Source organism: Streptomyces lunalinharesii, from assembly GCF_039532155.1.
Classification (GTDB): Bacteria; Actinomycetota; Actinomycetes; order Streptomycetales; family Streptomycetaceae; genus Streptomyces; species Streptomyces lunalinharesii.
In genome coordinates this window covers 24,785-51,595 of sequence record NZ_BAAARK010000042.1, presented here as the reverse complement: position 1 = coordinate 51,595, position 26,811 = coordinate 24,785, and the positions used below count along the sequence as shown (strand labels likewise).

The 26,811-nt window shown below is 73.4% G+C and carries 24 protein-coding genes; 6 read left to right on the top strand and 18 right to left on the bottom strand.

Features of this window, described 5'->3' with window-relative positions; all coding sequences use genetic code 11:
* Positions 1–299: 299 nt before the first annotated feature.
* The 10 genes from ABD385_RS35580 to ABD385_RS35535 all read right to left on the bottom strand — a co-directional run bounded on the left by ABD385_RS35580 (position 300) and on the right by ABD385_RS35535 (position 13,216).
* Positions 300–2,192 carry an APC family permease gene (locus tag ABD385_RS35580; protein WP_344583697.1) on the bottom strand — a complete coding sequence of 631 codons (1,893 nt, stop codon included), beginning with the start codon at positions 2,190–2,192 and terminating at the stop codon, positions 300–302.
* Between the two features lie 204 nt (positions 2,193–2,396).
* Positions 2,397–3,335 carry an oxidoreductase gene (locus ABD385_RS35575; RefSeq protein WP_344583696.1) on the bottom strand — a complete coding sequence of 313 codons (939 nt, stop codon included), beginning with the start codon at positions 3,333–3,335 and terminating at the stop codon, positions 2,397–2,399.
* 42 nt (positions 3,336–3,377) lie between these two features.
* Complete coding sequence (nirD, locus tag ABD385_RS35570; protein ID WP_344583694.1) at positions 3,378–3,734, bottom strand: nitrite reductase small subunit NirD; 357 nt, start codon at positions 3,732–3,734, stop codon at positions 3,378–3,380.
* Positions 3,731–6,370, bottom strand: coding sequence for a nitrite reductase large subunit NirB (nirB, locus tag ABD385_RS35565; protein WP_344583692.1), 2,640 nt, complete (start codon positions 6,368–6,370; stop codon positions 3,731–3,733). The genes nirD and nirB overlap by 4 nt, the downstream gene beginning before the upstream one ends.
* The gene (locus ABD385_RS35560) at positions 6,370–7,752 is read right to left on the bottom strand and encodes an NAD(P)/FAD-dependent oxidoreductase (protein ID WP_344583690.1); all 1,383 of its coding nucleotides are present in this window, start codon (positions 7,750–7,752) and stop codon (positions 6,370–6,372) included. The genes nirB and ABD385_RS35560 overlap by 1 nt, the downstream gene beginning before the upstream one ends.
* Before the next feature lie 141 nt (positions 7,753–7,893).
* Positions 7,894–9,948, bottom strand: a complete 2,055-nt coding sequence (locus ABD385_RS35555; protein WP_344583688.1) for a glycoside hydrolase — start codon at positions 9,946–9,948, stop codon at positions 7,894–7,896.
* Positions 9,949–10,023: 75 nt separating this feature from the next.
* Positions 10,024–10,821: an SDR family oxidoreductase gene (locus tag ABD385_RS35550; protein WP_344583686.1), complete on the bottom strand. Its 798-nt coding sequence runs from the start codon at positions 10,819–10,821 to the stop codon at positions 10,024–10,026.
* A gap of 131 nt (positions 10,822–10,952) precedes the next feature.
* Positions 10,953–12,143, bottom strand: coding sequence for a M20 metallopeptidase family protein (locus tag ABD385_RS35545; RefSeq protein WP_344583684.1), 1,191 nt, complete (start codon positions 12,141–12,143; stop codon positions 10,953–10,955).
* A 24-nt stretch (positions 12,144–12,167) separates the two neighbouring features.
* Entirely contained in the window at positions 12,168–12,389 is a 222-nt protein-coding gene (locus tag ABD385_RS35540; protein WP_344583682.1) for a DUF397 domain-containing protein, read from the bottom strand.
* Positions 12,386–13,216 carry a helix-turn-helix domain-containing protein gene (locus tag ABD385_RS35535; protein ID WP_344583681.1) on the bottom strand — a complete coding sequence of 277 codons (831 nt, stop codon included), beginning with the start codon at positions 13,214–13,216 and terminating at the stop codon, positions 12,386–12,388. Before ABD385_RS35535 ends, ABD385_RS35540 begins: the two co-directional genes overlap by 4 nt.
* Before the next feature lie 215 nt (positions 13,217–13,431).
* Between ABD385_RS35535 and ABD385_RS35530 the strand changes: the two genes are divergently transcribed.
* On the top strand, positions 13,432–13,734 hold the full coding sequence (locus tag ABD385_RS35530; RefSeq protein ID WP_344583679.1) for a hypothetical protein: 303 nt from the start codon (positions 13,432–13,434) through the stop codon (positions 13,732–13,734).
* A gap of 50 nt (positions 13,735–13,784) precedes the next feature.
* Here the strand turns inward: ABD385_RS35530 and ABD385_RS35525 are convergent, their stop codons facing one another.
* The 4 genes from ABD385_RS35525 to ABD385_RS35510 form a co-directional block, all read right to left on the bottom strand.
* Entirely contained in the window at positions 13,785–14,879 is a 1,095-nt protein-coding gene (locus ABD385_RS35525; protein ID WP_344583677.1) for an aldo/keto reductase, read from the bottom strand.
* A 545-nt stretch (positions 14,880–15,424) separates the two neighbouring features.
* Positions 15,425–16,120 carry a DUF4232 domain-containing protein gene (locus tag ABD385_RS35520; RefSeq protein ID WP_344583676.1) on the bottom strand — a complete coding sequence of 232 codons (696 nt, stop codon included), beginning with the start codon at positions 16,118–16,120 and terminating at the stop codon, positions 15,425–15,427.
* Between the two features lie 442 nt (positions 16,121–16,562).
* Positions 16,563–16,973: a VOC family protein gene (locus ABD385_RS35515; protein WP_344583675.1), complete on the bottom strand. Its 411-nt coding sequence runs from the start codon at positions 16,971–16,973 to the stop codon at positions 16,563–16,565.
* A 133-nt stretch (positions 16,974–17,106) separates the two neighbouring features.
* Positions 17,107–17,499 (bottom strand): helix-turn-helix domain-containing protein, encoded by a 393-nt coding sequence (locus ABD385_RS35510; RefSeq protein ID WP_344583673.1) that lies wholly within the window; start codon positions 17,497–17,499, stop codon positions 17,107–17,109.
* Between the two features lie 292 nt (positions 17,500–17,791).
* Between ABD385_RS35510 and ABD385_RS35505 the strand changes: the two genes are divergently transcribed.
* Positions 17,792–18,580 (top strand): sulfite exporter TauE/SafE family protein, encoded by a 789-nt coding sequence (locus ABD385_RS35505; RefSeq protein ID WP_344583671.1) that lies wholly within the window; start codon positions 17,792–17,794, stop codon positions 18,578–18,580.
* Between the two features lie 29 nt (positions 18,581–18,609).
* On the opposite strand, the gene ABD385_RS35500 is transcribed toward ABD385_RS35505, so the two are convergent.
* Positions 18,610–19,407: a class I SAM-dependent methyltransferase gene (locus tag ABD385_RS35500; RefSeq protein ID WP_344583669.1), complete on the bottom strand. Its 798-nt coding sequence runs from the start codon at positions 19,405–19,407 to the stop codon at positions 18,610–18,612.
* A 317-nt stretch (positions 19,408–19,724) separates the two neighbouring features.
* Complete coding sequence (locus ABD385_RS35495) at positions 19,725–20,090, bottom strand: cupin domain-containing protein (RefSeq protein WP_344583667.1); 366 nt, start codon at positions 20,088–20,090, stop codon at positions 19,725–19,727.
* A gap of 309 nt (positions 20,091–20,399) precedes the next feature.
* Here ABD385_RS35495 and cutA point away from each other — a divergent pair, with 309 nt between their 5' ends.
* Both cutA and ABD385_RS35485 read left to right on the top strand, forming a co-directional pair.
* Positions 20,400–20,774 carry a divalent-cation tolerance protein CutA gene (gene cutA, locus ABD385_RS35490; protein ID WP_344583665.1) on the top strand — a complete coding sequence of 125 codons (375 nt, stop codon included), beginning with the start codon at positions 20,400–20,402 and terminating at the stop codon, positions 20,772–20,774.
* A gap of 1 nt (position 20,775) precedes the next feature.
* Positions 20,776–22,032, top strand: a complete 1,257-nt coding sequence (locus ABD385_RS35485) for a trypsin-like serine peptidase (protein ID WP_344583664.1) — start codon at positions 20,776–20,778, stop codon at positions 22,030–22,032.
* 39 nt (positions 22,033–22,071) lie between these two features.
* Here the strand turns inward: ABD385_RS35485 and ABD385_RS35480 are convergent, their stop codons facing one another.
* Positions 22,072–22,749, bottom strand: coding sequence for a SanA/YdcF family protein (locus ABD385_RS35480; protein ID WP_344583701.1), 678 nt, complete (start codon positions 22,747–22,749; stop codon positions 22,072–22,074).
* Between the two features lie 266 nt (positions 22,750–23,015).
* Here ABD385_RS35480 and ABD385_RS35475 point away from each other — a divergent pair, with 266 nt between their 5' ends.
* Complete coding sequence (locus ABD385_RS35475) at positions 23,016–23,471, top strand: gamma-glutamylcyclotransferase family protein (RefSeq protein ID WP_344583662.1); 456 nt, start codon at positions 23,016–23,018, stop codon at positions 23,469–23,471.
* A 108-nt stretch (positions 23,472–23,579) separates the two neighbouring features.
* Positions 23,580–24,590: an adenosine deaminase gene (locus ABD385_RS35470; protein WP_344583660.1), complete on the top strand. Its 1,011-nt coding sequence runs from the start codon at positions 23,580–23,582 to the stop codon at positions 24,588–24,590.
* Positions 24,591–24,608: 18 nt separating this feature from the next.
* Here the strand turns inward: ABD385_RS35470 and ABD385_RS35465 are convergent, their stop codons facing one another.
* Positions 24,609–26,771, bottom strand: a complete 2,163-nt coding sequence (locus ABD385_RS35465) for a molybdopterin oxidoreductase family protein (protein WP_344583659.1) — start codon at positions 26,769–26,771, stop codon at positions 24,609–24,611.
* Positions 26,772–26,811 lie beyond the last annotated feature (40 nt).

Below are 26,811 nucleotides of genomic sequence, written 5' to 3'. Positions count from 1 at the left end.
TGGGGCCTTGGGGGTGGGTGTGCGGACGTAAAGCGCAGCAGTCCGCACACCCACCCCCAAGGCCCCACCCCCGCCACCCACCACACACCGCAGCCCCACCCCACAACCACCCCCGCCGAAGGCGAAACCAACCACGGCGCGGCACCCGACGAAGAACCCCCGCCACAGGCAAACCCACCACGGCGCGGCACCGCACGAAGATCCCCCGCCGAAGGCGAACCCCACGGCGGGACAGCCGACAACGTACGCGGGCCCCCGCCGAAGGCGAACCCCACGGTGGGACACCCGACGACGTTCGGCTACCCCGGCGTCAGCCGGAACCGCAGGCGACAGATGACCGCCCCCGTCTCCCGCCGCACCGCCCGCGCCAGCACCGCCCCGCGCTGGTTCTGGAGTGCCCGCTGCCACAGGTGCGCGGGCTCCGCCTCCGGGATCAGCACCGTGACCCGCGCCTCGGGGCGACGGGCCGTCAGGTCCGCGACGTAGTCGGCGATCGGGCGACCGAGCGAGCGGGTGGGGGAGGGGAGTTCCAGCAGGTCCACGCCCGGGTTCCACAACTCCCAGTCGCGGCGCAGCGCTTCGGTGGCCGGCCGGTCCTCGGGGGTGTCGTAGGTGACGGTGACCGCGATGACCTCGTCGCCCAGGGACACCGCGGCGTTCAGCGCCTCGCCGGTCAGTCGGGACAGGTGGGAGACCGGCACGACGACGAGGGAGCGGGCGCGCCGCGGCGGTTCGGGCACCCGGCCCAGGCCGAGGCGGTCGCCGATCCGCGCGTAGGCGCGGTGGACGGCCTCGAAGGCGAGGACCAGCAGCGGCAGCGCGATGACGACCAGCCAGGCGCCCTCGGTGAACTTGGTGGCGGTCACGACCACCGCGGCGGCGGCGGTGAGCACCGCGCCGAAGCCGTTGAGCAGTGCCTTGCCGACCCAGCGGGCGGACCGCTCCCGGTACCAGTGGCGCACCATCCCGGCCTGGCAGAGCGTGAAGCCGACGAAGACGCCGATGGCGAAGAGCGGCACCAGGGTGTTGACGTCGCCGCCGGAGAAGACCAGCAGGGCGGCGGCGACCGCGGCCAGCGCCAGCACGCCGTGCCGGTGGACCTGCCGGTCGGCCTTGAGGCCGAAGACGTGCGGCAGGTAGTTGTCGCGGGCCAGCAGCCCCATCAGGACGGGAAGCCCGCCGAAGGAGGTGTTGGCGGCGAGCGCGAGCAGCACCATGGTGGTGAACTGGACGACGTAGAAGGCCCAGTTGTGGCCGAGGGCGGCGTCCGCCAGCTGGGCGAGGACGGTGACGCCCTCGACCGGCTGGAGGTGGAAGCGGCCGATGAGCAGCGAGAGGCCGATCAGCATGGCGCCGAGCAGGGCGCCCAGCGCGACTTCGGTCCGCTGGGCGCGCCGGGTGGCGGGGGCGCGGAAGGACGGCACGGCGTTGGCGACCGCCTCGACCCCGGTCAGCGCCGAGCAGCCGGACGCGAACGCCTTCAGGAGCAGCAGTGCGCCGACGGAGGTGGCGTTGTGGGCGAGGACGGAGGCGTGGCCGGTGGCGGTGACGGTGGAGGCCGGCGCGTCCCGGAACAGCCCGACCACGATCATGGCCAGGATCGAGGCGACGAAGACGGCGGTGGGCAGCAGGAAGGCCCGCGCCGAGTCGGCGATGCCGCGCAGGTTGATCGCGGTCACCAGGACCAGCACCGCCAGGCAGATCCACATCCGGTCGCCGTAGAGGCCGGGGAAGGCGGAGGTGAGGGCGGCGACGCCGGCGGTCACCGACACCGCGACGTTGAGGACGTAGTCCAGGAGCAGGGAGGCGGCGGCCACCAGGGCCGAGCGGCGCCCCAGGTGGGTCTTGGCCACCGCGTAGGAGCCGCCGCCGTTGGGGAAGGCGGCGATGACCTGGCGGTAGGACGCCACCAGGACCGCGAGCAGGGCGGCGATGGCGAGGGTGACCGGGAGGGTGAAGCCCAGGCCGTGGGCGCCGGCCGCGGCCAGCACCAGCACGATCGCCTCCGGCCCGTACGCGACGGAGGCCATCGCGTCGAGGGAGAGCGCGGCCAGGCCCTGGAGGGCGGTGAGCCGGTGCCGGTCGCCGGCCGGGTCGGGGCCGGGGGCCGGGGTGCCGGCGGCGGGGTGACCGGCGGGGGCCGCCGGGGGCGGCTGTTCGGGCCGGTTTGCGGGCTGCGACACCGTCGACATGGTTCGTCGTACCTCCGTGCGGCACTGGGTGGGACCAGCTCAGCGTGCGGGGGCGTCCGGCGGTCGGCGAGCGGCCTTGGCGCGCCCTTGGCGGACGGCACGGCGATCTTCACGCGATCTTGACGGCACGGTGCCGGCCGCGCGCCCTCGCGCGCCGGCCGGGCGCGCGGCGCATCCCGTCCGCGCGCCCCCGCCGGCCCGGGGTCACGCCGTCGGCACGGCGACCTCGTACCGGACCCCGGTCAGCTCCTCCGAGGCGGTCCAGAGCCGGTCGGCGGTGGCGTCGTTCCGCGTCCACGGGGCGCGGAACGACGGGGCCGGGGCGCCGCGGAGCCCGTTGCGCGGCCCGACGAAGGAGTCCGGCCGCATGTGCGGGGCGGTGGCCGCGCACAGCGTCCCCAGCGCGCCGCCGTCCACGGGCTGGGCGATCAGTCGGTTGCCCAGCTCCACCACCCGCTCGGCGCCGCGCCGGCCCTCCATCCGCACGCCCGCCGTCTGGAGGTTGGTGTGCGCGTAGCCGGGGTGCGCGGCGGCCGCGACGACCTGTGAGCCGGCCGCCGCCAGCCGGTGGGCCAGTGCGCGGGTGAAGAGCAGGTTGGCGCTCTTGGAGCGGCCGTAGGCGAGCCAGCGGTGGTAGGAGCGCGCGCCGTTGAGGTCGTCGAGGTCCACGTTGGCGAGCGCGTGCAGCATGCTGGAGACCGTCACGATCCGCGCCCCGGGCGTCGCCAGGAGCTTGGGCAGCAGCAGCCCGGTGAGCGCGAAGTGCCCCAGGTGGTTGGTGCCGAACTGCATCTCGAAGCCGTCCGCGGTGGTGCGCTGCGGCAGCGCCATCACGCCCGCGTTGTTGACGAGCAGGTCCAGTCGGTCGCCGCAGAAGTCCGTGAGGTCGTCGCAGAAGCGCCGTACGGACGCCAGGTCGGCCAGGTCCAGGGGGCGGAACTCGGCCTCCGCGACGGGCACTTCGGATCGCAGTCGGGCCAGCGCCGCGGTGCCCCGTTCGGTGCTGCGGCAGGCCAGTACCACTCGGGCGCCGCGCCGCGCCAGCTCACGGGCGGTGACGTAGCCGAGGCCGCTGTTGGCGCCGGTGACGACGACCGCGCGGCCGGTCTGGTCGGGGATGTGGCTGGTGTTCCACCGGGTCACGTCGTACTCCTCGGTAGGGGAGGGCCAGCCTACGCCGGGCCCTCACACCGCCCGCGTCCGCATCCGGTAGGTCGCAACGGACGCCGACGGATCGTCCAGGCAGCGGCCGGTCTCCAGGTCGAAGCGCTGTTTGAGCAGCGGTGACGCCACGAACGGGCGCCCCTCGTGGGTGCCGGTCAGGCCGCGGGAGAGGACCGCGGCGCCGCCGAACGGGTCGCGGTTGTCGATGCCGTAGAGCCGGCCCGCCCGGTCGCGGAAGACCGCCACCTGGCGGCCGTCGGGCAGCAGGGCCGCCACTCCGCGGCCCGGGGTCAGTGCGTGCAGCGGGCACACCGTGAACCATGCGTCGGGCAGCCGCAGTTGCACTTCCAGATCGAGGGTCTCGGGGGCCAGGGTCATCGCTGGGGGCTCCTTTCCAGGGCGTCTACCAGGGTCTTCGGGGCGCCGGCGGCCGGCCGCAGGCCGAGCGAGAGCAGCGGCAGGTCGGGCTTGATCTGGTCGCGTTCGGGGACGAAGCCGACGACCGGGTCGGGGGTGTCCGGGGCGTTCACGAAGGAGACGAACCGGGCCAGCTTCTCGGGGTCGTTGAGGGCTTCGGTCCATTCGTCGCGGTAGTGGTCCACGTGGGTCGCCATCAGCGACTCCAGCTCCGCGCAGATGCCGAGGGAGTCCGCCACCACCACGTCGCGGACGTGCTCCAGGCCGCCCGGTATCCGCTCCAGCCAGACGCTGGTGCGCTCCAGGCGGTCGGCGGTGCGGAGGTAGAACATCAGGAAGCGGTCGATCAGGCGGATCAGTTCGGCGTCGGACAGGTCCTGGGCGAGGAGGTCCGCGTGGCGCGGGGTGGCGCCGCCGTTGCCGGCGACGTAGAGGTTCCAGCCGCTCGCGGTGGCGATCACGCCGAAGTCCTTCGACTGGGCCTCCGCGCACTCCCGGGCGCATCCGGAGACCGCCGCCTTGAGCTTGTGCGGGGACCGCAGCCCCCGGTAGCGCAGCTCCAGGTCGATCGCCATGCGGACGGAGTCCTGGACGCCGTAGCGGCACCAGGTCCGGCCCACGCAGGACTTCACGGTGCGCAGCGACTTGCCGTAGGCGTGGCCGGATTCGAAGCCGGCGTCCACCAGCCGGGTCCAGATCAGTGGGAGCTGCTCGACCCGGGCGCCGAACAGGTCGATCCGCTGCCCGCCGGTGATCTTCGTGTAGAGCCCGAAGTCCCGGGCGACCTCGCCGATCACGATCAGTTTCTCCGGGGTGATCTCCCCGCCGGGCACGCGCGGGACGACCGAGTACGAGCCGTTCTTCTGGAGGTTGGCCAGGAAGTGGTCGTTGGTGTCCTGGAGCGCGGCCTGTTCGCCGTCCAGGACGTGGCCGTCGGCGCCGATCGCCGACGCGAGCGAGGCGAGGATCGAGCCGACCGCGGGCTTGCAGGTCTCGCAGCCGTCGGTGCCCCGGGCGCCCTCCCGGCCGTACCCGTCCAGCAGCTGCTGGTAGGAGGTCATCCGCAGGGCGAGGACGATCTCGTAGAGCTCCTCGCGGGTCTGCGCGAAGCAGCCGCACAGGCCCGTGTCGACCTCGACGCCGCCGGCCGCCAGCTCCTCGTTGACGACCTGGCCGAGCACCTTGACGCAACTGCCGCAGCCGGTACCGGCCTTGGTGCACTTCTTGACCTCCGGCACGCTCGTGCACCCGTGTTCGGTGACCGCGGCGCGCAGGGTGCCCTTGGTGACGTTGTGGCAGGAGCAGATCACCGCGCCGTCCGGGAGCGCGGACGGGCCGAGCTGCCCCGGCGCGCCGGCGCCCGCCGGGAGCACCAGCTGCTCGGGCGCCAGCGGCGGCACCGACCCGGTGAGCGCGCGCAGCGTCCCGTACGCCTCCGCGTCGCCGACCAGGACACCGCCGAGCAGGGTGCCGTCCCGGTCGATGACCAGCTTCTTGTAGAGGCCGGCGCGGGAGTCGGCGTAGACGACGTCGAGAGCGCCTTCGGTGGTGCCGTGCGCGTCGCCGAAGGACGCCACGTCCACGCCGAGCAGCTTCAGCTTGGTGGACAGGTCGGCGCCGGTGAACGCGGAGTCCTCCCGGGCCAGGGTCGCGGCGACCGTCTCCGCCTGCTCGTAGCCGGGGGCGACCAGGCCGTACACCCGCCCGTCGACCGCCTGCGCGCACTCGCCGACGGCGAACACCCGCGGATCGGTCACCGTCCGGCACTGCGCGTCGACGGTGATGCCGCCGCGCTCGCCGACCGCCAGTCCGCAGTCCCGGGCCAGCTGGTCGCGGGGGCGGACGCCGGCGCTGAACACGACCAGGTCGGTGGCGACCTCGGTGCCGTCCGACAGGCGCATCCCGGCGACCGCCCCGTCCGCGCCGGTCACCACCTCCTGGGTGCCGGTCCCGGTGTGGACCGTCAGCCCCATGTCCTCGATGGTGCGCAACAGGGCCGCGCCGCCGCCCTCGTCGACCTGCACCGGCATCAGGCGCGGCGCGAACTCCACGACGTGGGTGTCCAGTCCGAGCCCCTTCAGCGCGCCGGCGGCCTCCAGCCCGAGCAGCCCGCCGCCGACCACCGCGCCGGTCTTCGCCCGGTTCTTCGCGTACTCCTCGATCGCCAGCAGGTCCTCGATCGTGCGGTAGACGAAGCAGCCCTCGGCGTCCTTGCCGGGGACCGGCGGCACGAACGGGTACGAGCCGGTGGCCAGGACCAGGGCGTCGTAGCGGACGGTCAGCCCGGAGCGGGCGGTGACGGTCCGGGCGGTCCGGTCGACGCGTTCGGCCGGGTCGCCGAGGTGCAGTTCGATGCCGTGCTCGGCGAGGAACCGCTCGTCGGTCAGGGAGAGTTCGGCGGGCGTCGTCCCCGAGAAGTACGAGGTGAGCCGCACGCGGTCGTAGGCCGGCCGCGGCTCCTCGCACAGCACGACCACGCGGTGCGTGCCGGTCAGGCCGCGTCCGGCCAGGGCCTCCAGGAAGCGCTGGCCGACCATGCCGTGGCCGACGAGGACGAGCGTGGGGCGGGGCCGCTCACGAAGAGCCGTCGTGGACATCAGGAGCCTCCGTCGTGGGTGAGCAGGTGGAGCAGGGGACCGTCGTCGGCCGGGAGGGGTTCGGCGTCCTCCCAGGCCCGGGCGAGCGTGCCGACGCTGCCCAGCGCGCCGACGAGCACCCCGCCGACCAGGCGGTCGCCGCGGACGACGACCTTGCGGTAGGTGCCGCGGGTGGCGTCGGCGAGCCGCACCACGTCGTCGCCGGGGCGCGGCGCGGTCTCGCCGAACGCGGCGAGGTCCAGGGCGTCCCGCCCGGCCAGGGTGAGCCGGGTCAGGGCGCGGGTCCCGGTGTAGGCGGGGGTGGCGGGCCGGGGGCCGGTCAGCACCCGGGCCAGCGCGTCGGCCTGTTCCTGGGCGGCGCCGGCCAGCCCGTACACGGTGCCGTGGTGCTCGGCGCAGTCGCCGACGGCGTGGATGCGCGGGTCGCTGGTGCGCAGCGCGCCGTCGACCCGGATGCCGGCGCCGACGTCCAGGCCGGCGTCCCGGGCGAGGCCGGTGCGGGGGCGGACACCGCAGGCCAGGACGGTCAGGTCGGCGTCGAGCCGGTGCCCGTCGGCCAGCTCCACGCCGTGCACCCGCCGCCCGGCCGGGCCCGCGGCCCCGCTCGTCGGCCGGGTCAGGACGCCGCGCACCCGGCACTCGGCGTGCACCTCCACGCCGCGCGCGGTGAGGTGGTCCCGGAGCAGCGCCCCCGCCTCCGCATCGATGTGACGTTCCATCAGATGCGTGCCCTGGTGCGCCAGGAGGACCCGCGCCCCGCACGCGGCCAGCGCCCGGGCCGCCGAGACGCCGAGCAGGCCGCCGCCGACGACCACCGTCGGCAGCCCGGGCCGCACCGCCGCGGCCAGCGCCGCGCAGTCGTCCAGGGTCCGGAACGGATGCACCCCGTCTGGCAGTTCCCGCCCGCCGGGTGCGAACAGGCCGCGCAACGGCGGCAGTACGGGATTGGCGCCGGTCGCCAGCACCAGCACGTCGTAACCGAACTCCCGCCCGTCCGCGCACCGCACCCGCCGGGCGACCCGGTCGACGCGGACCGCCCGGACGCCGCCGCACCACCTCACCCCGGCGGCCGGCGCGGGCAGTGCGATCACCTGCGGCGGGTAGCGGCCGGCGAGGACCTCGGCGAGCAGCACCCGGTTGTACGGCGGATGCGGCTCCTCCGCCAGGACGGTCACCGTCAGTGACCCTGGGCCCGCGGTGCCGACCGCCGCGGCCAGCTGGTGGACGAGCCGGGCGGCGGCCATCCCGCCGCCGACCACCAGCACCCGCGTCGCCCCCGACCCCGGTGCGGGGCCCGGGCGCGAGGCGCCCACGGGCGCACGGTCCGCGACCGCTGCGCCCGCCGGCACGGGATCCGTCCGCACGGTGTCCGACAGTGTCATGTCCGACAGCCTGCGCCGCCACTGTTTCCCGCCCGCATCGCCCGCGTTACCCCGGCGGAACACCCCCCTCAGCGGCCCGTCGACCGCACTGTGAGGCGATGTCCGCGGCATATGCCAAACGCACCGCCGGGCGTCGTCGGACTACCGCGTCACGCCGCTGACCTGGGCGGGACACAGCCGCCGCGGCTTCGCGTCGCCCCGCAGCCGCGCGTCCACGCACCCGCCCGGCAGCCCCTGGTACGCCTTCTCGCCGAAGTTCGCCGTGACCGTCAGCACCCCGTCCCCGAACACCGTCCGCTGCACGTTCCGGTCCGCCGTCAACCACCGGAACGACGTCATCCGCTCGGTCCCCGCGGCCCGGTGCAACGGCGCGAAGTACTTCTGCAACGCGGCCAGCTCCGGGCCGTTCTTCGTCAGCGACGGCCCGTCCAGCACGAAGTTCAACGGCGTGTTGTAGAGCATCGCCAGCAGCGCCCGGGTGGTCTTCTGCGCCGGCAGCTTGTCGTAGGACAGCTCCCACCGCTCCACGTTGACCAGCGACCCGTGCAGCGCCGTCTCGTACAGCGGCACCCGGTACTTCGGGTCGTACATCGCCGTCGCCAGGTCCGCCGGCAGCGCCACCGGCTTGAAGAAGTTCTTCGGGGCGTCCTGCGGGTAGTAGCCGCCCCACGTCTCCTTGTCCCGCTCCAGCTTCCACAGCCCGTCCGCGACCGGCGTCCCCGACCCGTGGTCGAAGGCCAGCACCCCGTTGGCCCACGGCTGCGCCGACTCCGAGCCCAGCACGAAGCGCTGCGCCAACCGCCCCATCCGGGCCAGCCGGTTGGTCCGGTCGCCCGCCTTGGTCATCGGGTGGCCCGCGGCGTGGTCCCGGAACAGCTCACCGGTCGCGTCCACGTCCAGGAAGTAGCTGTCCGCCCCGTTCGCGGTCATCTGCCGGGTCCGGTCCGCGAGGTAGTGGTGGGCCGGCTCGGCCCGCTCGAACGCCTGCGAGCTGAGGTAGCAGCCCCGCCCACCGAACCCGGTCTCCGCGCTCCCGTCGGCCTTGCGGACGCAGAAGTCCGGGTACACCGTCCCCGGCCACGCGGAGGTGGGGCTGTCCGCCGCCTTCGGGTCCTGCCCGTTGGCGAACGAGTCGTACGGCCCGACCAGGTACCCCGCCTGCTTCGCCGCCCGCACCGCCGCGGCGTCCATCGGGTCCGGCCCGGCGTCGTACCCCAGCCACATCCGGTCCACGCCCAGCTTCCGCAGCCGCGCCACGCCCGCCGCGGTCCGCGCCTCGCCCCACGCGTAGGCGTGGAACGCCCCCAGCAGCTTCCCGTTCGCCGGATTCTTCGCGATCTTCTCGCGCAGGCTGCCCAACTGCCCGTGCTGCGCGAGGTAGGAGCGGTAGTCGGCCGCCGGCGCCACCGGGTCCCCGTCGGTCAACGCGAACGCGACCTGGTACTCCCGCGTGCCCTCGCCGGCGTCGAAGGCGTGCGCCGCGGTCGTCCGCAGCGCCCCGTCGCGCGAGGCGAACGCGAGCGACGTCCCGAGGTCGGTCGGCGTCAGGTAGCTCACCCCGTGCCGGGCGGCGCCGTCGCCGCCCATCGCGTACCCCCACAGCGGCAGCGCCAGGTCCGCCCCCACGTCCACCGTGCTGCCGGCCAGCCCGCCCCGCTCCGAGTTCCAGAACGCGTCCCGCACCGGGAGGTCCAACCCCTCCCCGCGCGGCACCTGCACGGCCGAGGCGGCCCGGTCCGTCCCGGTCACCGGCCAGCTCACCCGCTGGTCCCGGTCCGACCGGAGGTCGATCCGCAGCCGTCCCCGTTCGGTGCGCGCGGTCACCGCCAGCCCCTTGGCCGGGTACGTCCAACGCGCCCCGTCGGCGGTGCGGGTCACCGGCCCGGGCGTCCCGAGCCCGCCGCCGGCCGCCTCGGAGAGCACCAGGTGCGTCCCGTCGTCCGCCCGCGCGCGCACCGCGAGCGTGGTGGTGTCGACGGTGGCGGTCCCCCCGGCGACCGGCAGCACCAACCGCCCGTCCGTCAGCGTTCCGGCCTCGGCCCGCCCGCACCCGGTGACCCCGAACGCGCTCGCGCTCAACGCCAGCGACGCGGCGACCACCCGGGTGCGCGTCGCCGTACGGCCCTTGGGCGTGCGGTCCTTGGGCGTACGGCCCTTCGATGTCCTGCTCTGCGCAGTCCTGCTCTGTGATGTCATGCCCATGTGAATAGTGGCGGGTCCTAAGAAGGTTCTAAGACCCGGGCTTACGAACCGGGGCGGACCGGACACCCGTCACAGTCGGACGCCGCCCGTGACGTCGATCACCCGGCCGGTGACCCACCGCGCGTCGTGCGAGGCCAGGAACGCGACGACGTCGGCCACGTCGTCCGGCCGGCCGACCCGACCCAACGCGGCCCGCGCGGCGGCGTCCGCCTCCGCGGCCGGATTGCCGCGCAGCCAGCCGGCGTTGACGTCGGTGTCGATGATTCCCGGCGCCACCGCGTTGGCGGTGATGCCCCGATGGCCCAGCGCCGCGGCCAGGTTGAGGGTGAAGTTGTCCAACGCCCCCTTGGTGGCGCCGTAGGCGAGGGCCTCGGGCATGGCCAGCCGGCCGGCGCCACTGGAGACGTTGATGATCCGGCCGCCGTCCCGCAGCCGCTCCAGCCCCTCCCGCACCACGAAGAACGGGGCCCGCACGTTCACCGCGAAGACCTCGTCGAAGTCGTCCTCGGTCAGCTCCGGCAGCGCCGCCACCTTCGCGATCCCCGCGTTGTTGACGATGACGTCCACCGCCGGCCGCGACCGTCCCCCCGACGCCGGGGTCCACGCCGCGGCGTGCTCGTCGAAGGCCGACCAGAGGGCGGCGGCGTCACCGCGATGCCCGAGCGGGGCGTGCAGCGCGACCGCCCGGCCGCCGCCCTCCCGGAGGCGCGCGACCACCTCGTCGGCGGCCGCCGCGTCACGGGCGTAGGTCAGGGCGACGGCGGCCCCGTCCCGGCCGAGGCGTTCGGCGATGGCGCGCCCGATGCCCCGGCTGCCGCCGGTGACCAGGGCGATCTTTCCGTCCAACGGGCGGTGGGAATGGGGCATGGCAGTGGCTCCCTCGCATGCGGCGCGGCGCTCCTGCACGCCACGCGGACGACCGGGACGCTAGGGCCTCACACGGATGTCAGGGTCAAGCCGCCGCACGCACCACAGCCCACCGGGCCCGCCCGGCGCCCCTACCCCTTCGCCAGCCTCCGCACCGCCAACTCCGCGTACACCGCCGCCCCGTCCGCCAGCACCGCGTCGTCGAACTCCGCCAGCGGGGAGTGGTTGTTGGCACTGCGCTCCGGGTCCGCCCCGGCCGGCGGCGCGCCCAGCATCATCATCACGCCCGGCACCTCGTCCAGCACCCGCGAGAAGTCCTCCGACGCCGGCAACGGGTTCCGCCGCGCCGCGAACCGCTCCTCGCCCAGCGCCTCCCGCACGGTGTGCGCCACGAACTCCGCCTCCGCCCCGTCGTTGACGGTCACCGGATACGTCTCCACGAACTCCGCGTCCACCGCCACCTCGTGGGCCGCCGCCACGCCCCGGCACACCTCCACCGTGCCGTCCTTCACCCGCGCCTGGGCCGCGTCCGAGAAGCTGCGCACCGTAGCCTCGAACACCGCGGACTCCGGAATCACGTTCTGCTGCGTCCCGGCGTGGAACGTGCCCACCGACAGGATCACCGGGTCGAAGACGTCGAAGCTCCGCGTGATCCACGCCTGCAACGCCGTCACCATCGCGCACGCCGCCTGCACCGGGTCCTTGGCGCGGTGCGGCATCGACCCGTGCCCGCCCACCCCGCGCACCGTCACCCGCAGCACGTTGGACGCCGACATCATCGGCCCGCCGCGCGCCCCGAACACCCCGCTGGGCTGCCCCGCCGACAGCACGTGCAGCGCGTACGCCGCCACCGGCCGCCGCCCGGCCGCCTCCAACACCCCCTCCGCCAGCATGTGCCGGGCCCCGTCGTACCCCTCCTCGCCCGGCTGGAACATGAACACCACGTCCCCCGCGAGCCGGTCCCGGTGCGCCGACAGCAGCCGCGCCGCCCCCGTGAGCATGCTGGTGTGCAGATCGTGCCCGCACGCGTGCATCCGCCCGTTGTCCGCGGCGAAGTCCAGAGCGAGCCGCTCGGCCACCGGCAACGCGTCCATGTCCCCGCGCAGCAGCACCACGGGCCCGGACCCCGCCCCGCGCAGCACCGCCGTCACCGAACTCAGCCCCGCGCCGGTCGTCACCTCCAGTGGCAGCCCGTCGAGTGCGGCGAGCACCGCCTCCTGCGTACGGGGCAGTTCGAGCCCGGTCTCCGGAATCCGGTGCAACGCCCGCCGCAACCGCACGAGTTCACCGGACAGGGCACGGGCATCGTCACGCAGGTCCACGGGCGCTCCTCCTCAAAACGGTCCTCAGACGGCGAACTCCCCATTCTTGACCGCGTCCACGAACGACGACCACCCCGTTACGGACACGGTGATCGCGGGGCCGTGGGGGGTTTTGCTGTCGCGGAGGGGGACGAGGGCGTGGGTTTGGGCGTAGGCAGGGGAGACCTCGATGCACATCCCTCCGTTTCCTTCGCTGTACGACGACTTGATCCACTGCGCTCTGGTGAGATCCAAGGCGGGGCTCATGTTCGGTACTCCTTCAGCAAGGTCTTGATCAGGGGCAGCGATTCATCCGGGGACAACGCATGCGCCCGCAGCAGGTCGTAGTCATCCAGGGCGGCTCCGACCATTTGTTCGGATTCGTGCATCCTGCCTCCTACCCGGGTCTCCGTGTACAGCACCGTGGGGTCGTGCGTGAAACGCAACACAGTGAAGGGCATCGTCGACGTGGCGGGGATGCCCGCTGAGAACGGCATGACCTGGAGCTCGACATGTGGTGACGCGGCCACCTTCCGGAGGTGGTCAAGCTGTCCGGCCATCACCCCTGCTCCGCCGACGACGGTTCGCATGCAGGCCTCATGAAGGATGATCCATAAGCGCGGCGGAGTCTTCCGCTCGAACATCTCACGTCGCCGTAGTCGCGCCGCGACCTTGTCCTCGATCCCCTCCGCAGTTGCCAGGGGATTGGATACGCGGAAGACGGCCCGAGCGTAGTCGTCCGTCTGGACCATGCCTGCCACGAGGTTGGTCTCGTAGTTCAGGATCCGCGACGCCTTACGCTCCAGATTCAGGTACGGAACGAACCATGACGGATGCTCCCCCTCATCGATCCTCCGTAACATCCCCGCGAACAACTCACCTGTCCCGAAAACGTTGTCGCAGCCCGTGGCGAACTTCTGACTGGGCCTGGGCAGCAGCGTTCCGGACTCGACCTTGCTGACGTAGCCGTCGGTGTAGCCCGTCGCCTTGGCCAGATGCTTCTGTGTGAGCTTGCGTGCCAGCCGTACTTGCCTGACGTCACGGCCGAAGCGCTGGAGCGGATTCAAGTGATCGGGCGTGGTCGTCTCGTCCAACGCTATGACCTCTCATCATGTGGGCGCACGTCGGCATCGCAGCAGGTCACTCCGTTGAACTCTGTCGTTCAACCGCATCGATCCTCTTGCCCGCCGCGTTCTCATGGTGACCAATTCGCTACACCGAGTATCCGGCCTCGCTGCGAGCAAGACCCCCACAAACGAAGCGCGTTGGCTCGATGGTGTGGCCACCGCACCCCTGGAGGATGACGACGATGACCGACGCCACCCCACGCCTCCTGCCGTGGTCGAGCCCCGAGGGCAAGCCGTCCTACGTCCTCGGCGACGGAACCGGCCTGGTCTCCCGCCTGGCCGACGACGTCGAAGAAGCCCAACTCTCCCTCGCCGACGGACTGGTGGAGGACGCCCGCCGCCTCCTCGACGCCCGCAACTGGTCGCCCGGCGAACTCCATCTCCTCACCGTCGAGTTGACCGAGTCCCTGACGGAGATCCGCCGCATCGCCACGAGCCGCGGCGCCCGCCTGCGGGCCGCGTCTTCGGCGGACCGGCCGGCCTGACACCCGGGTCGGAGCCGTCTACGCCCCTGCCGCGGGCGCCGACGGGGCGCTCATCCGGCCACCGTCCCCAGCCCGTCGAGCCACGTCAACTCCGCCTCCGTGAGGGCGATCCGCTCCGCGGCGAGGTTTTCGTCCAGGTGGTCGGGGGAGCCGGTGCCGGGGGTCGGCAGCAGGGCGGGGGAGTGGTGGAGGAGCCAGGCCAGGGCGATCTGGCCGGTGGTCGCGCCGTGCGCCGCGGCGATCGTCGTCAGGGCGTCCGTTGCAGAGGCAGAGGCAGAGGCAGAGGCAGAGGCGCCGGACCGGCCCTTCGGGCCGCCCGAACCGCCCGGGCGGCCCACCAGCGTGCCGTGCCCCAACGGGAACCAGGGCAGGAACGCCGTCCCCGTCCGCTCGCACAGTTCCAGCACGTCCTCGGAGGCGCGGTCCAGCACGTTGTAGCGGTTCTGCACGGAGGCGATCGGCGCCAGTTCGCGTGCCCGGGTCAACTCCGCGGCTCCGATGCTGTCCAGGCCGATGTGGCGGATCTTTCCGGCCTGTTGGAGTTCGACCAGGGTGCCCAGCTGCTCCGCCATGGGGACGTCGGGGTCGAGTCGGTGCAGCTGGTAGAGGTCGATGGTGTCCGTCTTGAGCCGCCGCAGGCTCGCGTCGCACATGGCGCGCAGGTCCTCCGGCCGGCCGGCGACGTGCCAGACGTCCGGGCCGGTGCGGACGACGCCGCCCTTCGTCGCGATCACGAGTCCGTCCGGATACGGGTGGAGGGCGCGCGCCACCAACTCCTCGGCCACGTCGGGGCCGTAGTTGTCCGCGGTGTCGATCAGCGTGACGCCGCGGTCGACGGCCCGCCGCAACACCGCCAGGGAACGCGCGGGATCCGCGTGCCGCGGCCCCCAGTACCCGGGGCCGACCAGACCTCCGGTCCCGAACCCGAGCCGTCCGACGGTCAGCGTTCCCCCGAGGGAGAAGTCGGGAAGGGTACCGCCGGCCAAGTCGGGACGGGTACCGCCGGTCAAGTCGGGACGGGTACCGCCGGCCGTGCGTGCCCCGGCCGCCGTGGTCGGCCCTGTTGCGTGGGGCTCCCGCTGAACTCCGTGCTGCCCGGTCAGCTCGGGGTCCGCGGCGGCGTCGGAATGCGTCTGGGCGTCCATGCCCCGCAGCTTAAACAGCGGAAAGCCGGGAGTCCGGCGCCTTCGGAGATCGGATTCGCCGCCCACGTCGGGCCGCTCAGCGACATCGCCGTGCAGGCGGGCGCGCGCGGTCGACCCCTCCGTGCCTTCATTCCATTGCACAGCCGCACGCCGTCGCTTTTTCGTGTGGGGCACCAGTAGTGGGCGCCCTCGGGGCGCTGCTTCAATCGGCTCCGCCCGCAAGCCCCCGAACACAGAGGACCTGGCATGGATCCGCGCACCGGGCCGCGTTCGGCAGCGGCTGTCGTGGTGATCCCCCGACGGCCCGGCGACGCCCGCATCGGTGGCAGCCCGTGCCGCGACGCCCACGCGTCACCGGCCCCCCGGTTCCCCCGCACTCAACCGTCGAACGGGCGGGTACGCCCAGCCGACTGACCCGACGCCACGATGTACGCCGGGCCGGGCCGGGCCGGGCTGGGCTGCGGGAATCCGGGGAACAGTGCCAACGCGCGTTCGCGCTCGCGCCCGGCGGAAGGACGTTCCGCCGGGCGCGTGGCGTGTGCGGGTCAGCCGCCCTGGCCGGCACTGCCGAGCGGGCCGACCTTCACCGGGGAGCCAGGGCCGTCCGAGACGGGCAGCGAGCCGGCGCCCGGCCAGCTGAGGGTGACCGACTTCGTCTCGTCCGGCGGGGTCACCACGAGGCCGGTGATGCGGACGCCGGAGCCGCCCGACGTGTTGAGGGGGTAGTGGACGCCGAAGTACACCGACTTCCCGTCCTTGAGGACCATCGGTTCGGCCTTCTCGCCGGTGCGCTTCGCGGACAGCGACCCCGCGTTGGTCTTCAGGTCTACGCCCGCGTACCCGGACAGGGAGCAGTCCCGGCCGGCGCCGTTCTTCAGCTGCACCGCGACGGTGCCCTCGTTGTCGCCGGTGATGGTGCTGTCCTTCGCCGTCACCTGCAGCTCGTCGGTGCGGCACTTGCCGATCTTGCCGTTCTCGTTGGAGCCGGTCCCGGCGAGCGTGCCCTGCTCACCGGAGTCCTTCGCCCCGGAGTCCTTCCCGCCGCCCGCGGCCGACGAGCCGGACGAGCTGGCCGAGTCGGACGAGCCGGCTGAGTCGGACGAGCCGGCTGAGTCGGACGAGCCGGCTGACGGGGAGTCCTTCGCGGTGCCCGAGCCCGTGTCCTGGCACGCCGTCATCAACATGGCGCAGCCGACGAGGGCTGCGGAGGCGAGAAGTGCCGTTCGGCGGTTGCCGGACATGAAAGACCCCTTGATATCCAATGGTTGAAGCCGTGACGGCTTCGGTTCCTCAGCACGTTCTTGATCACTATGTCAGTGCTGTGAACCACGGGACACAGGCGTCGCTGTTCCACCACACCGCTGTCGCAGGCCGAACACATGCGCACAGTGCAAAGGGTCAAGAAGCGGCCCAACCCGCCCCGTTCGGCCCCCTGGAACCAACGCGCCGGCAAACCGGAGAACCACCGTCCGGCTCCGCGACACCCGGTGGTCACCGCGGCAACAACGGTGGCAACAACGGCGGCAACGCCGTTTCCAGAACGGCCCCTGGCCATTCCAGCCTCCGCCCCGGCCGCACGAAGATCCGCACGGCACGAGGCGAGACGCGAGGCGCGAGAGGCGAATGGCGAATGGCGAAAGACGAGAGGTGCGCGAGAGACCGGAGCCGCTCCTCGACGACTGCCTAGGCCCGCGGCTGGGTGAACCGGATCCGGTTGCCGAAGGGGTCGCGGAGTCCGCAGTCGGTCCCGTAGGGGCGGTCGGTGGGCTCCTCGGTGAACTCCACGCCGCGGCCCAGCAGCGTCTCGTAGGTCTTGCGGCAGTCGTCCGTGGTGAAGATGAGCCACCCGCCCATCGCCCCCTTGGTCACCAAGGCGCGGACCTGCTCGGCGGTCTCCTCGGACATCGCCGGTGCGCCCGGCTTCTCCAGCAGGATCTGGCGTTCCGGGTGACCGGGGACGCTGACGGTCAACCAGCGCATGAAGCCCAACGGGACGTCGGCGGCGACCTCCAGGCCGAGCTTGCCCACGTAGAAGTCGAGGGCCTCGTCCTGGTCCAGGACGTATATCTGCGATTGCGTGATGGCGTTGAACATGTGCCTCACGCTACTGAGCCGCCGCGACGAAAACTTATCCAAAACTGCTCGGTCCAGCGGCGGCCCGGGAGACCAGCCCGGGAGACCAGCCGAAGGACCGCCCGGTCGATCAGTCGCCCATTCGCCCGGTCGATCAGTCGCTCGGCCGCGTCCACGCCATCGTGAAGCACGTCGGCACGCCCGTGGCCACCGCTTCCTTGCGGTACGTCCTCGGCGACCGCCCGACGATGCCGCGGAACGTGCGGCTGAACGTGCCCGGGCTGCCGAAGCCGACCTCGAAACAGACGTCGGTCACGCTGCGATCGGTCTCCCGCAGCAGGAACATGGCCCGCTCCACCCGGCGCCGTTGCAGGTAACGGTGCGGCGTCTCGCCGAACGTGGCCCGGAAGGTCCGCGTGAAGTGCGCCTCCGACACATGGGCGATCCGGGCCAGGGCCGGCACGTCCAGTGGCTGCGCGTAGGCGCGGTCCATCGCGTCCCGTGCCCGGAGCATGCGGCGGTTGGTCTCTTCGACAGCGCGACTCACGACGTCATCACATCACGGCCTCCTGCACGTCCCCGTACGTCCCTTGCGCCGCCCTGCACCCCGTACGTCCGCACACGTTCCCCCTGCCTCCTGGCACGTCCGCGCGCCTCCCTGGCATGTCCCCGCACCTCCCCGTTCGGCTCTGAACGAACCTCCCTGGTCCTTCCCGCTCCTTCCCGCTCCTCCCTGCGCGTTCGCGCGCGTCCCCGCTCGGCTCGGGCCGTCGTGAACCGGCCCGTTTCCTCCCCCGGCTCGTCCACGGCCCGCCCGGGCGCCTCCATAAGATCGCCTGGTGCCCCCTGACATATCGCTGTTCACGCTGTCCCTGCTCTGTCTGGCCGCCCTCGCCGCGGGCTGGGTCGACGCCGTGGTGGGCGGCGGCGGGTTGCTGCTGCTCCCGGCCCTGTTGGTGGGCCTCCCCCAGGTGCCCACCGCCTTCATCCTCGGCACCAACAAGTCCGCCGCCATCGTCGGCACGTCCGCAGCCGCGGTCACCTACCTCCGCAAGGCGCCGATCGACGTCGGCATCGCACTGCGCATCGGTGTCGCCGCGATGGCCGGGTCGTTGGGCGGGGCGTTCTTCGCGGCGGGCATCAACAGCGAGGTGCTGCGCCCGTTGATCATGGCCGTCCTCCTGGGTGTGCTCGCCTTCGTACTCTTCCGCCCGGCCTTCGGCACCGCCGTCGCCGCGTCGGGCCCCGTCTCGCGGCAGCGCGTGCTGGCGGCCGTGCTGATCGCGGGTCTGGGCATCGGCTTCTACGACGGTCTGATCGGGCCGGGCACCGGGGCGTTCCTCGTCGTCGCGCTCGTCGCCGTGCTCCACATGGACCTGGTGACCTCGTCCGCCACCGCCAAGGTCGTGAACGTCTGCACCAACATCGGGGCCCTGACGATGTTCGCCCTCCAGGGCACGGTCCTGTGGCAACTGGGCGGGCTGCTGGCGCTCTTCAACCTCGTCGGCGGCACGGTCGGCGCCCGGATGGCCCTCAAGCGCGGTGCCGGGTTCGTCCGTGGCGTGCTCGTCCTCGTCGTCATCGTCCTCCTCTGCAAGCTGGCTTACGACCAGTGGTTCGCCGCCTGAGGGCGGAACGCGCCGGGAGGACCGTCCCGTCAGAAGCGGCAGTCGTAGAGCCGGGACATCTCCCGGATGCCGGGGACCAGGTTGGTGACGCGGGCCAGTGCCCGGTAGCGCGCGGGGAAGTGGGCGAGGTCGGGTATCTCCAGGGCGCCGAAGCTCTCGACGATCTCCAGTCCGGGGCGCAGCCGGGCGACGTCCGCGGGCCCGCCGCCCCAGTGCAGCGTCGATCCGGTGCGCGCGATCACGGTGTTGAGGCGGGCCGCGCGGACCGCGAACCGGCTGAAGAAGTCGAACGCCAGCCCGCCGCCGGGCGCGTGGGCCATCAGCCGGCGGAGCAGCGCGGTGCCGTCCTGCTCGGTGAGGTACATCAGCAGCCCTTCGGCCACGATCATCGTGGGCCGGTCCGTGGGGATCCGTGCCACCCACGCCGGGTCGGTCACCGACGACCCGATGGCGGTGTACCCCGACGGCTCGGGGAAGAGTTGCCGTCTGAGCGCGATGACCTCGGGGAAGTCGACGTCGAACCACAGCACTTCGGGGCCGGGGGCCAGGCGGCGGACGCGGGTGTCGAGGCCGCACCCCAGGTGCACCACCGTCGCGTCCGGGTGGGCGGCTAGGAAGCGGGCCGTCCAGAGGTCCAACTGGCGGGCGCGCAGGGCGACCGAGCCGCCGGCGCCGGGTCCCACCCGGAGCCGCGCGAAGTCGTAGTCGATCCGCCGCACGGCGTCGACGGCCATCGTGTCGCCGAGGACCGGCCGTCGCGCGCGGCAGTCCAGCGCGCGTCCGTAGAGCGTGGCCAGCAGGGTCTCCTGCACCCCGGTGAACCGCACGGGGTGTCGCCGCTCCGCCGACCGAGGCGGTTCTGTCGGTTCTGGCGGCGCCGACGGTAAGCCGGTTGTCGATGTCGATGTCGCTGCCGTTGGTGCTGTCGTGGTCGTGGTCGTCGAGGCGGGGCTCGCCGGACTCCCCGGACGGCGCGGACCTTGCCCGTCCTGCGACCCCTGCGCGTCTCGTCGGATCTGCTGATTCTGCGGGTTCTGAGGGTTCGAAGCGTTCATGATTCGATGGTATGGAACTTTCAGAAAAATATGAAGTCCACGAAAGTGTGAAGAAGGGGAGGTGTGGCGGCCGTGCGTCGGGGCGGCCGTCAGGTGCGGGCCGCCGCACCCGCTGTGACGCCCCGGGCCCGTTCGCGCACTTCGGTGACGGCGGTCAGGAGGACCACGGAGTCCTCGAGTGCCTGGAGGCCGTGGCGGGCGTGCGGGATCGCCGCGACGTGACCCGCGGTCAGCTCCTCTCCGCCGCCCGGGCCGGTCAGCCGGACCCGGCCGCGCAGCACCTGAAGGCTGGCCGCCGGCGGTGCGTTGTGTTCGTCGAGCGCGGTGCCGGCCAGTAGGGCGATCACGGTCTGGCGGAGCGGCCCGTCGTGGACGAAGAGGTGGGCGCTGCGGCCGTGGGCGGAAGCCCTGGCGTCGTCGAGTTGGTCGCGGACGAGGGTTTCGAGGTTCACCATGACGCGCGCCTTTCAGGTGCGGGCCGGCCTTCGGGCCGGGACCGGCGGCGGAGCTCCTTCCTCCATCGTTCTCCGTGCCCCGCACGGCGCAACCGGGACGTTCCCCGGCGGACGACGCGAATCCGGAGGCAATGGGACGTCCGGGTGCTTGCCGGCAAAGGGCGGCCCGCCGTGCGCTAGTTGATCACCGCGGTCCGTACGATGCGAGGCGATCCCTTGATCGAAAGATTGAAAGATCGACGCGCCGGAGAGCCGAGACGTGCGACCCGCCAGTCCCACACCCAACCCGACCGCGAAGGCTGTGTAACCGTGGCCGACCCCACCGCCCTGAACGACCCCGCTGCCGCCCCCGCACCCGTCGGGGTGCCGGCGCGCTTCCTGACCGTGATGACGACCACCGACAGCGAGCAGAAGGCCGAGCGGCTGGCGCGCGGCGCCATCGAGGGCCGGTTCGCGGCGTGCGCCCAGATCAGCGCGCCGGTGACCTCGGTGTTCCGTTGGAACGGCGCCGTGGAGACCAACCAGGAGTGGCAGGTGCTGTTCAAGACGGCGAGCGCGCGCTACGCGGCGCTGGAGGCGTACCTCCTCGACGCGCACGACTACGACACCCCGGAAATCATCGCCACCCCGGTCACCCACGGTGGCGCCGGATACCTCGCCTGGGTCGCAGAGGAGACGAGCTGACGTGTCGAAGACAGCTGACGTGCCGAAGAAAGCTGACGGGTCGCGGACGGCCCACGGGGCGGGGGCGACCGGCATGCGGAGGGCGATCGACGTGCGGAGCACCGACGAGGCGCCGGATGCGGTGGAGGCGCGCGGGGCCGACGGTGCACCGGATGCGGCGCACCCGTGGAACGCCGCGCCCGCGCGCCGCGGACGGCACGCGCTGCGGGTCACCGACGACCGGTTGCGACGCCGGGGGCGGGCCGTGACCCTGGTCCTGGGCATGGCGTTCGGCCTCGCCACGTCCCCGGTGAGCCACGCGGCCGACACCGGCCCCGGTGGCCACGGCACGCAGTCCAGCGTCAACCACGAGTCCCACCCCCGCTCCACCTGGACCAGCAAGGACGCCAAGGCGTTCTGGACCCCGCAGCGGATGGCCAAGGCGGCCCCGCCCGAGCGCGCCCCCGGCAAGCCCGCCACGACCTCCCAAGCCGCGCCGACCGCCACGCACTTCGACGGGATCCCGTCCGTCGGCGTGCTGTTCTCCGTCGACGGGGAGGCCCGCGAGCACCACTGCACCGCCAGTGTGGTGCACAGCCCGCACGGCAACCTGATCCTCACCGCCGGGCACTGCAACCCGGGGGCGCGCGCCGCGTTCGTCCCCCAGTACCAGTCCGGGCAGGACTCCCAGCCCTACGGGGTCTGGGCCATCGAGGACAGCTACGCGTACTCGGACCGCGGCACTTCGGGGGCCGGCGCCGACCTGGACTTCGCGTTCGCCACCGTCGCCCCGGACGACTCCGGTCGGCACATCGAGGAGGTCACCGGCGGCAACGTCCTGGCGGCGACGCCCAGTTACCGCAACCAGGTCAGCGTCATCGGCTACCCCAACCTGCGCAGCGACCCCGAGGACCGGGCGGTGCGCTGCGACACCACTACGGAGCGGCTGGCCGGCACCCGTCAACTGCGCATGGAGTGCAACGGGTTCTACGGCGGCACCTCGGGCAGCCCCTGGCTGGCCGGCTACGACCCGCGGACCCGTACGGGCCGGGTCATCGGCGTCATCGGCGGCGTGAACGGCGGCGGACCCCAGGGCCCGCACAGCGACCGCACCTCCTACAGCCCGTACTTCGGGAAGGAGATCCTCAGCCTCTACGACCGCGCCACCAAGGCCCAGGGCTCCCAGGACACACAGGATTCCCAGAACGCACAGGACTCCCAGAACTCCCAGAGTTCGCAAGGCTCCGAGGACGTGCCGGACGGAGCGGACGACGCCTAGCGCCCACCCGCCCCTGAGGCGGGACCGGGCGGCGGCGCGCTAGCGGAGCGCCGCCGCCAGGCCCCGCTCCTTGGGGCCGAGGAAGTGCGGATCGGGCCGCAGCACCGCCTCCGCGGTGGCCTTGCCGGCCGCGAGGATCTCCCGCACCCCGCCGTACGCCCAGGTCACGTCGTGGTCGGCGGCGACCCCCACCCCGTAGGCGTCGATCCCGGCCGCGCGGCACAGGGCCAGCGCCCGCCGGATGTGGAAGCCCTGGCTGACCAGTACGGCGCGGTCCACCCCGAAGATGCGGTGGGCCCGCGTGCAGGAGTCCCAGGTGTCGAAGCCCGCGAAATCGCTGACGATCTTCCGGTCCGGGACGCCGTGCCCCACCAGGTAGCCGCGCATCGCGTCCGGCTCGTCGTAGTCGTGACGACTGTTGTCGCCGGTGACCAGGACGGCGCGGACCGTGCCGTCCCGGTAGAGCCGGACGGCGGCGTCCAGTCGGTGGGCGAGGTACGGCGACGGTGCGCCGTTCCACAGGCCGGCGCCGAAGACCACCGCCACCGGGGCGGCCGGCACGTCGGCGACCGTACGGACGCGCGGACCGGCGCCGGCGTTCAGCCACGTCGCCGGCAGCAGCGCGAGCACCGTCAGCGCCACGACCACCTGGAACGTCCGGCGCTGCGCGCGCCGGGTCCGCGGCAGGCGCACGCGCCGCAACCACCCTCGAGACATCTGTGGACCCCGCATGCCCTGCCCCCGTTCCCCGGTGCCGCCGCGCGCCGCGCCGGCACCGACCGCGTGCGCGATGTCGATCGACGGCGAGCGCGGCCGTGCGGGGCCGGTCGACGTCGCCTGCTGCGACGTGCCGCGGGCTGGCATGGTTGCACGGGACGGGCCGCCGTCGGCAAGGTCACAGCCGGTCGCGGCGCGGTCGCCGGCGGCCCGGCGCCGCCGCACCGCCCGGTGGGCCGCACCGCACCGCCCGTGGAGGAGCCACGATGACCACCGAGGCCGAACGCCTGCCGTTCTTCGTCTACGGGACGCTGCGTCCCGGCGGGGCCAACTACGCCCGCACCCTGCGCGGCCGTACCACCGCCGAGGAACCGGCCCGGATAGCCGGCGCGCTGCTCTACGAGGGCCCCGGATACCCCTACGCCACCGCGGGACCCGCCGACGCCGTGGTGCACGGCGCCCTGATCCGCCCCCGCGACGCCGACTACGACGCGGTCCGCGCCGCGCTGGACCGGCTGGAGGGCTACACCCCGGGCGCCCCGGCGGGCGCCGGCAACCTCTACGAGCGGGTGGCCACCGAGGCGGTCTGCGCGGACGGCCGCACCGTCCGCGCCTGGGTCTACCTGGCGGCCGAACCCCTCGCCACCCGCCTACGGGCCACCGGCACCCCGATCACCGGCGGCCACTGGACCGGCCGCGCCGCCCCGCGCTCCCCCCGATAGCCTCGGACGACTCGTCCCGTACGGGCGAGGCGTCCGAGGCCGGGCGCGTCACCCCGTACGGTCCGAGCCGGAACCCGCCCCGCAGCACAGCAGAACAGGTGTGACCCCGTGCCCTCCAACTCCCCGAGCACCCCCGCCCACCGCCCCCTGCCCAAGGCCGAACTGCACCTCCACATCGAGGGCACCCTGGAGCCCGGCCTGGCCTTCGCGCTCGCCGAACGCAACGGCGTGACCCTGCCCTACGCCACCGAGGACGAGCTCCGCCGCGCCTACTCCTTCGCCGACCTCCAGTCCTTCCTGAACCTCTACTACGCGCTGATGGAGGTGCTGCGCACCGAGGACGACTTCGCCGACCTGGCGCACGCCTACCTGGCCCGCGCCAAGGAGCAGGGCGTACGGCACGCCGAGATCTTCTTCGACCCGCAGGCGCACACCGCCCGCGGCGTCCCCCTGGGCACGGTCATCAACGGCCTGTCCCGGGCGCTGGACGCCGCGCCGGAGACGTACGGCATCACCACCCGCCTGATCATGTGCTTCCTCCGCGACGAGAGCGCCGAATCGGCCCTGGCGACCTTCGAGGCGGCCCGCCCCTACCTGGACCGGATCACCGCCGTCGGCCTGGACTCCGCCGAGGTCGGCCACCCGCCGGCGAAGTTCCAGGAGGTCTTCGCGCTGGCCCGGGAAGCCGGCCTCAAGTGCGTCGCCCACGCGGGCGAGGAGGGCCCGGCGGCGTACGTCTGGGAGGCCCTGGACCTGCTCGGCGTGGACCGGGTCGACCACGGGGTGCGCTGCATGGAGGACGAGCGCCTGGTGGCCCGCCTGGTGGCCGAGCGGATCCCGCTCACCGTGTGCCCGCTGTCCAACGTGCGGCTGCGGGTCGTCGACGACCTCGCCGACCACCCGCTGCCCGCCATGCTGGACGCCGGGCTGCTGGTCACCATCAACTCCGACGACCCGGCCTACTTCGGCGGGTACGCCGACGACAACTTCACCGCCGTGCGGGACGCCCTCGACCTGGACGAGGAGACGCTGCGCACGCTCGCCCGCAACTCCTTCCTGGCGTCCTTCCTGGACGACGAGACCCGCGCCGCCTACCTGAAGGAACTCGACGCCAGCTGACCGGCCGGCCGCCCGCCGCTACCCGTCCAGCCGCTCGATCCGGACGGCGCACACCTTGAACTCCGGCATCCCGGACACCGGGTCGAGCGCCGGGTTGGTCAGGGTGTTGGCCCGGCCCGCGCCCGGCCAGTGGAACGGCATGAACACCGTGTCCGGGCGGATCGCCCGGGTCACCCGGGCCGGCGCCACCGCCCGGCCGCGCCGCGAGACGACCGCCACCGGTTCGCCGTCGGCGACGCCCAGCCGGTCCGCCAGCCGCGGGTGGAGCTCGACGTAGGGGCCGGGCTCGGCGGCGTTCAGCGCGGCCACCCGGCGCGTCTGCGCGCCCGACTGGTACTGGGCCAGCACCCGCCCGGTGGTCAGCACCACCGGATACCCGGCGTCGGTCTCCTCGTCCGCCGGGCGGTGCGTGACGGGCACGAACCGGGCCCGGCCGTCGGGCGTCGCGAACCGGTCCAGGAAGAGCCGGGGCGTGCCGGGATGGGCCGGGACCCCGGCCGGCCCCCCGCCGGCCGCCTGCGCCCCCGTCACGGCCCGCGTCGGGGGTGCGGGGCACGGCCAGAACACCCCGTCCTCCGCCGCGATCCGCGCGTAGCTGATCCCCGAGTAGTCCGCCGGGCCGCCCGCCGACGCCCGCCGCAGTTCCTCGAAGACCTCCTCCGGGTCGGTCGGGAAGCCCGTCCGCTGCCCCAGCCGGGCCGCCAGCCCCCCGAGCACCTCCAGGTCCGTGCGGACCCCGGGCGGCGGGTCCAGCGCCCGGCGGCGCAGCAGCACCCGGCCCTCCAGGTTCGTCGTCGTCCCGGTCTCCTCCGCCCACTGCGCCACCGGCAGCACCACATCCGCCAGCTCCGCCGTCTCGGACCGCACCACGTCCGCCACCACCAGGAAGTCCAACGCCCGTATGCGCTCCTCCACATGGGCGGCGCGCGGCGCCGACACCACCGGGTTGGAACCCATCAGCAGCAGCGCCCGGACGTCCCCGCCCAGCGCGTCCAGCAACTCGTAGGCGCTGCGGCCCGGCCCGGGGAGCGCGTCCGGGTCCACCCCCCACACGCCCGCCACGTGACGGCGGGCCGCCGGATCGTCCAGCCGCCGGTAGCCGGGCAACTGATCGGCCTTCTGGCCGTGTTCCCGACCGCCTTGGCCGTTGCCCTGACCGGTCAGGCAGCCGTAGCCGGACAGCTCCCGGCCCGCCCGCCCGGTGGCCAGGCACAGGTTGATCCAGGCGCCGACGGTGTCCGTGCCCTTCGCCTGCTGTTCCGGGCCGCGCGCCGTCAGCACCATCGAGGACGACGCGTCGCAGAACAGCGCGACGGCCTCGCGCAGTTGCGGCACCGGCACCCCCGTGAGGCGCTCGACCAGCTCCGGCCAGTGCGCCATCGCCGCGGCCCGGGCCGCCGGCCAGCCACGGGTGCGCGCGGCGAGGAACTCCTCGTCGGTGCGGCCCTCGGCGACCACCAGGTGCAGCAGCCCCAGCGCCAGCGCCAGGTCCGTGCCCGGGCGCGGCGCCAGGTGCAGGTCCGCCTGCTCGGCGGTGCGGGTGCGGCGCGGATCGACGACGATCAACCGGCCGCCGTTCTCCTTCAGCTCGGTCAGGTAGCGCAGCGCCGGCGGCATGGTCTCCGCCAGGTTGGAGCCGACCAGCAGCACGCACCCGGTGCGCGCCACGTCGGCCAACGGGAACGGCAGCCCCCGGTCCAACCCGAACGCCCGACCCTGCGCCGCCGCGGCCGACGACATGCAGAACCGGCCGTTGTAGTCGATCTGCGACGTGCCGAGCACCACCCGCGCGAACTTCCCCAGCGTGTACGCCTTCTCGTTCGTCAACCCCCCGCCGCCGAACACCCCGACCGCGTCCCGCCCGTACACCGCACCGGTCCGCCGCAGCCCCTCCGCGACCCGGTCCAGGGCGGTGTCCCAGTCGGCCGGCACCAACGCACCGGACGCCGGATCGCGCACCAGCGGGACGGTCAACCGGGCCCCCGGGGCGAGCAGTTCCGGCGCGGTCCGCCCCTTGCCGCACAGCGCGCCCCGGTTCACCGGAAAGGCGGGCCGCGGCACGACCTCGACGGCCGGGCCGTCCGGGCCGTCGGCGCGCTGGAGCCCCATGCCGCACTGGAGGGCGCAGTAGGGGCAGTGGGTCTCGACCGTGGCGGTGGCGGCCGTGGCGACGGTGTCCATGCCGGCCAGCGTGGAACGGGCGTGTTACGGCGCCGGGTCG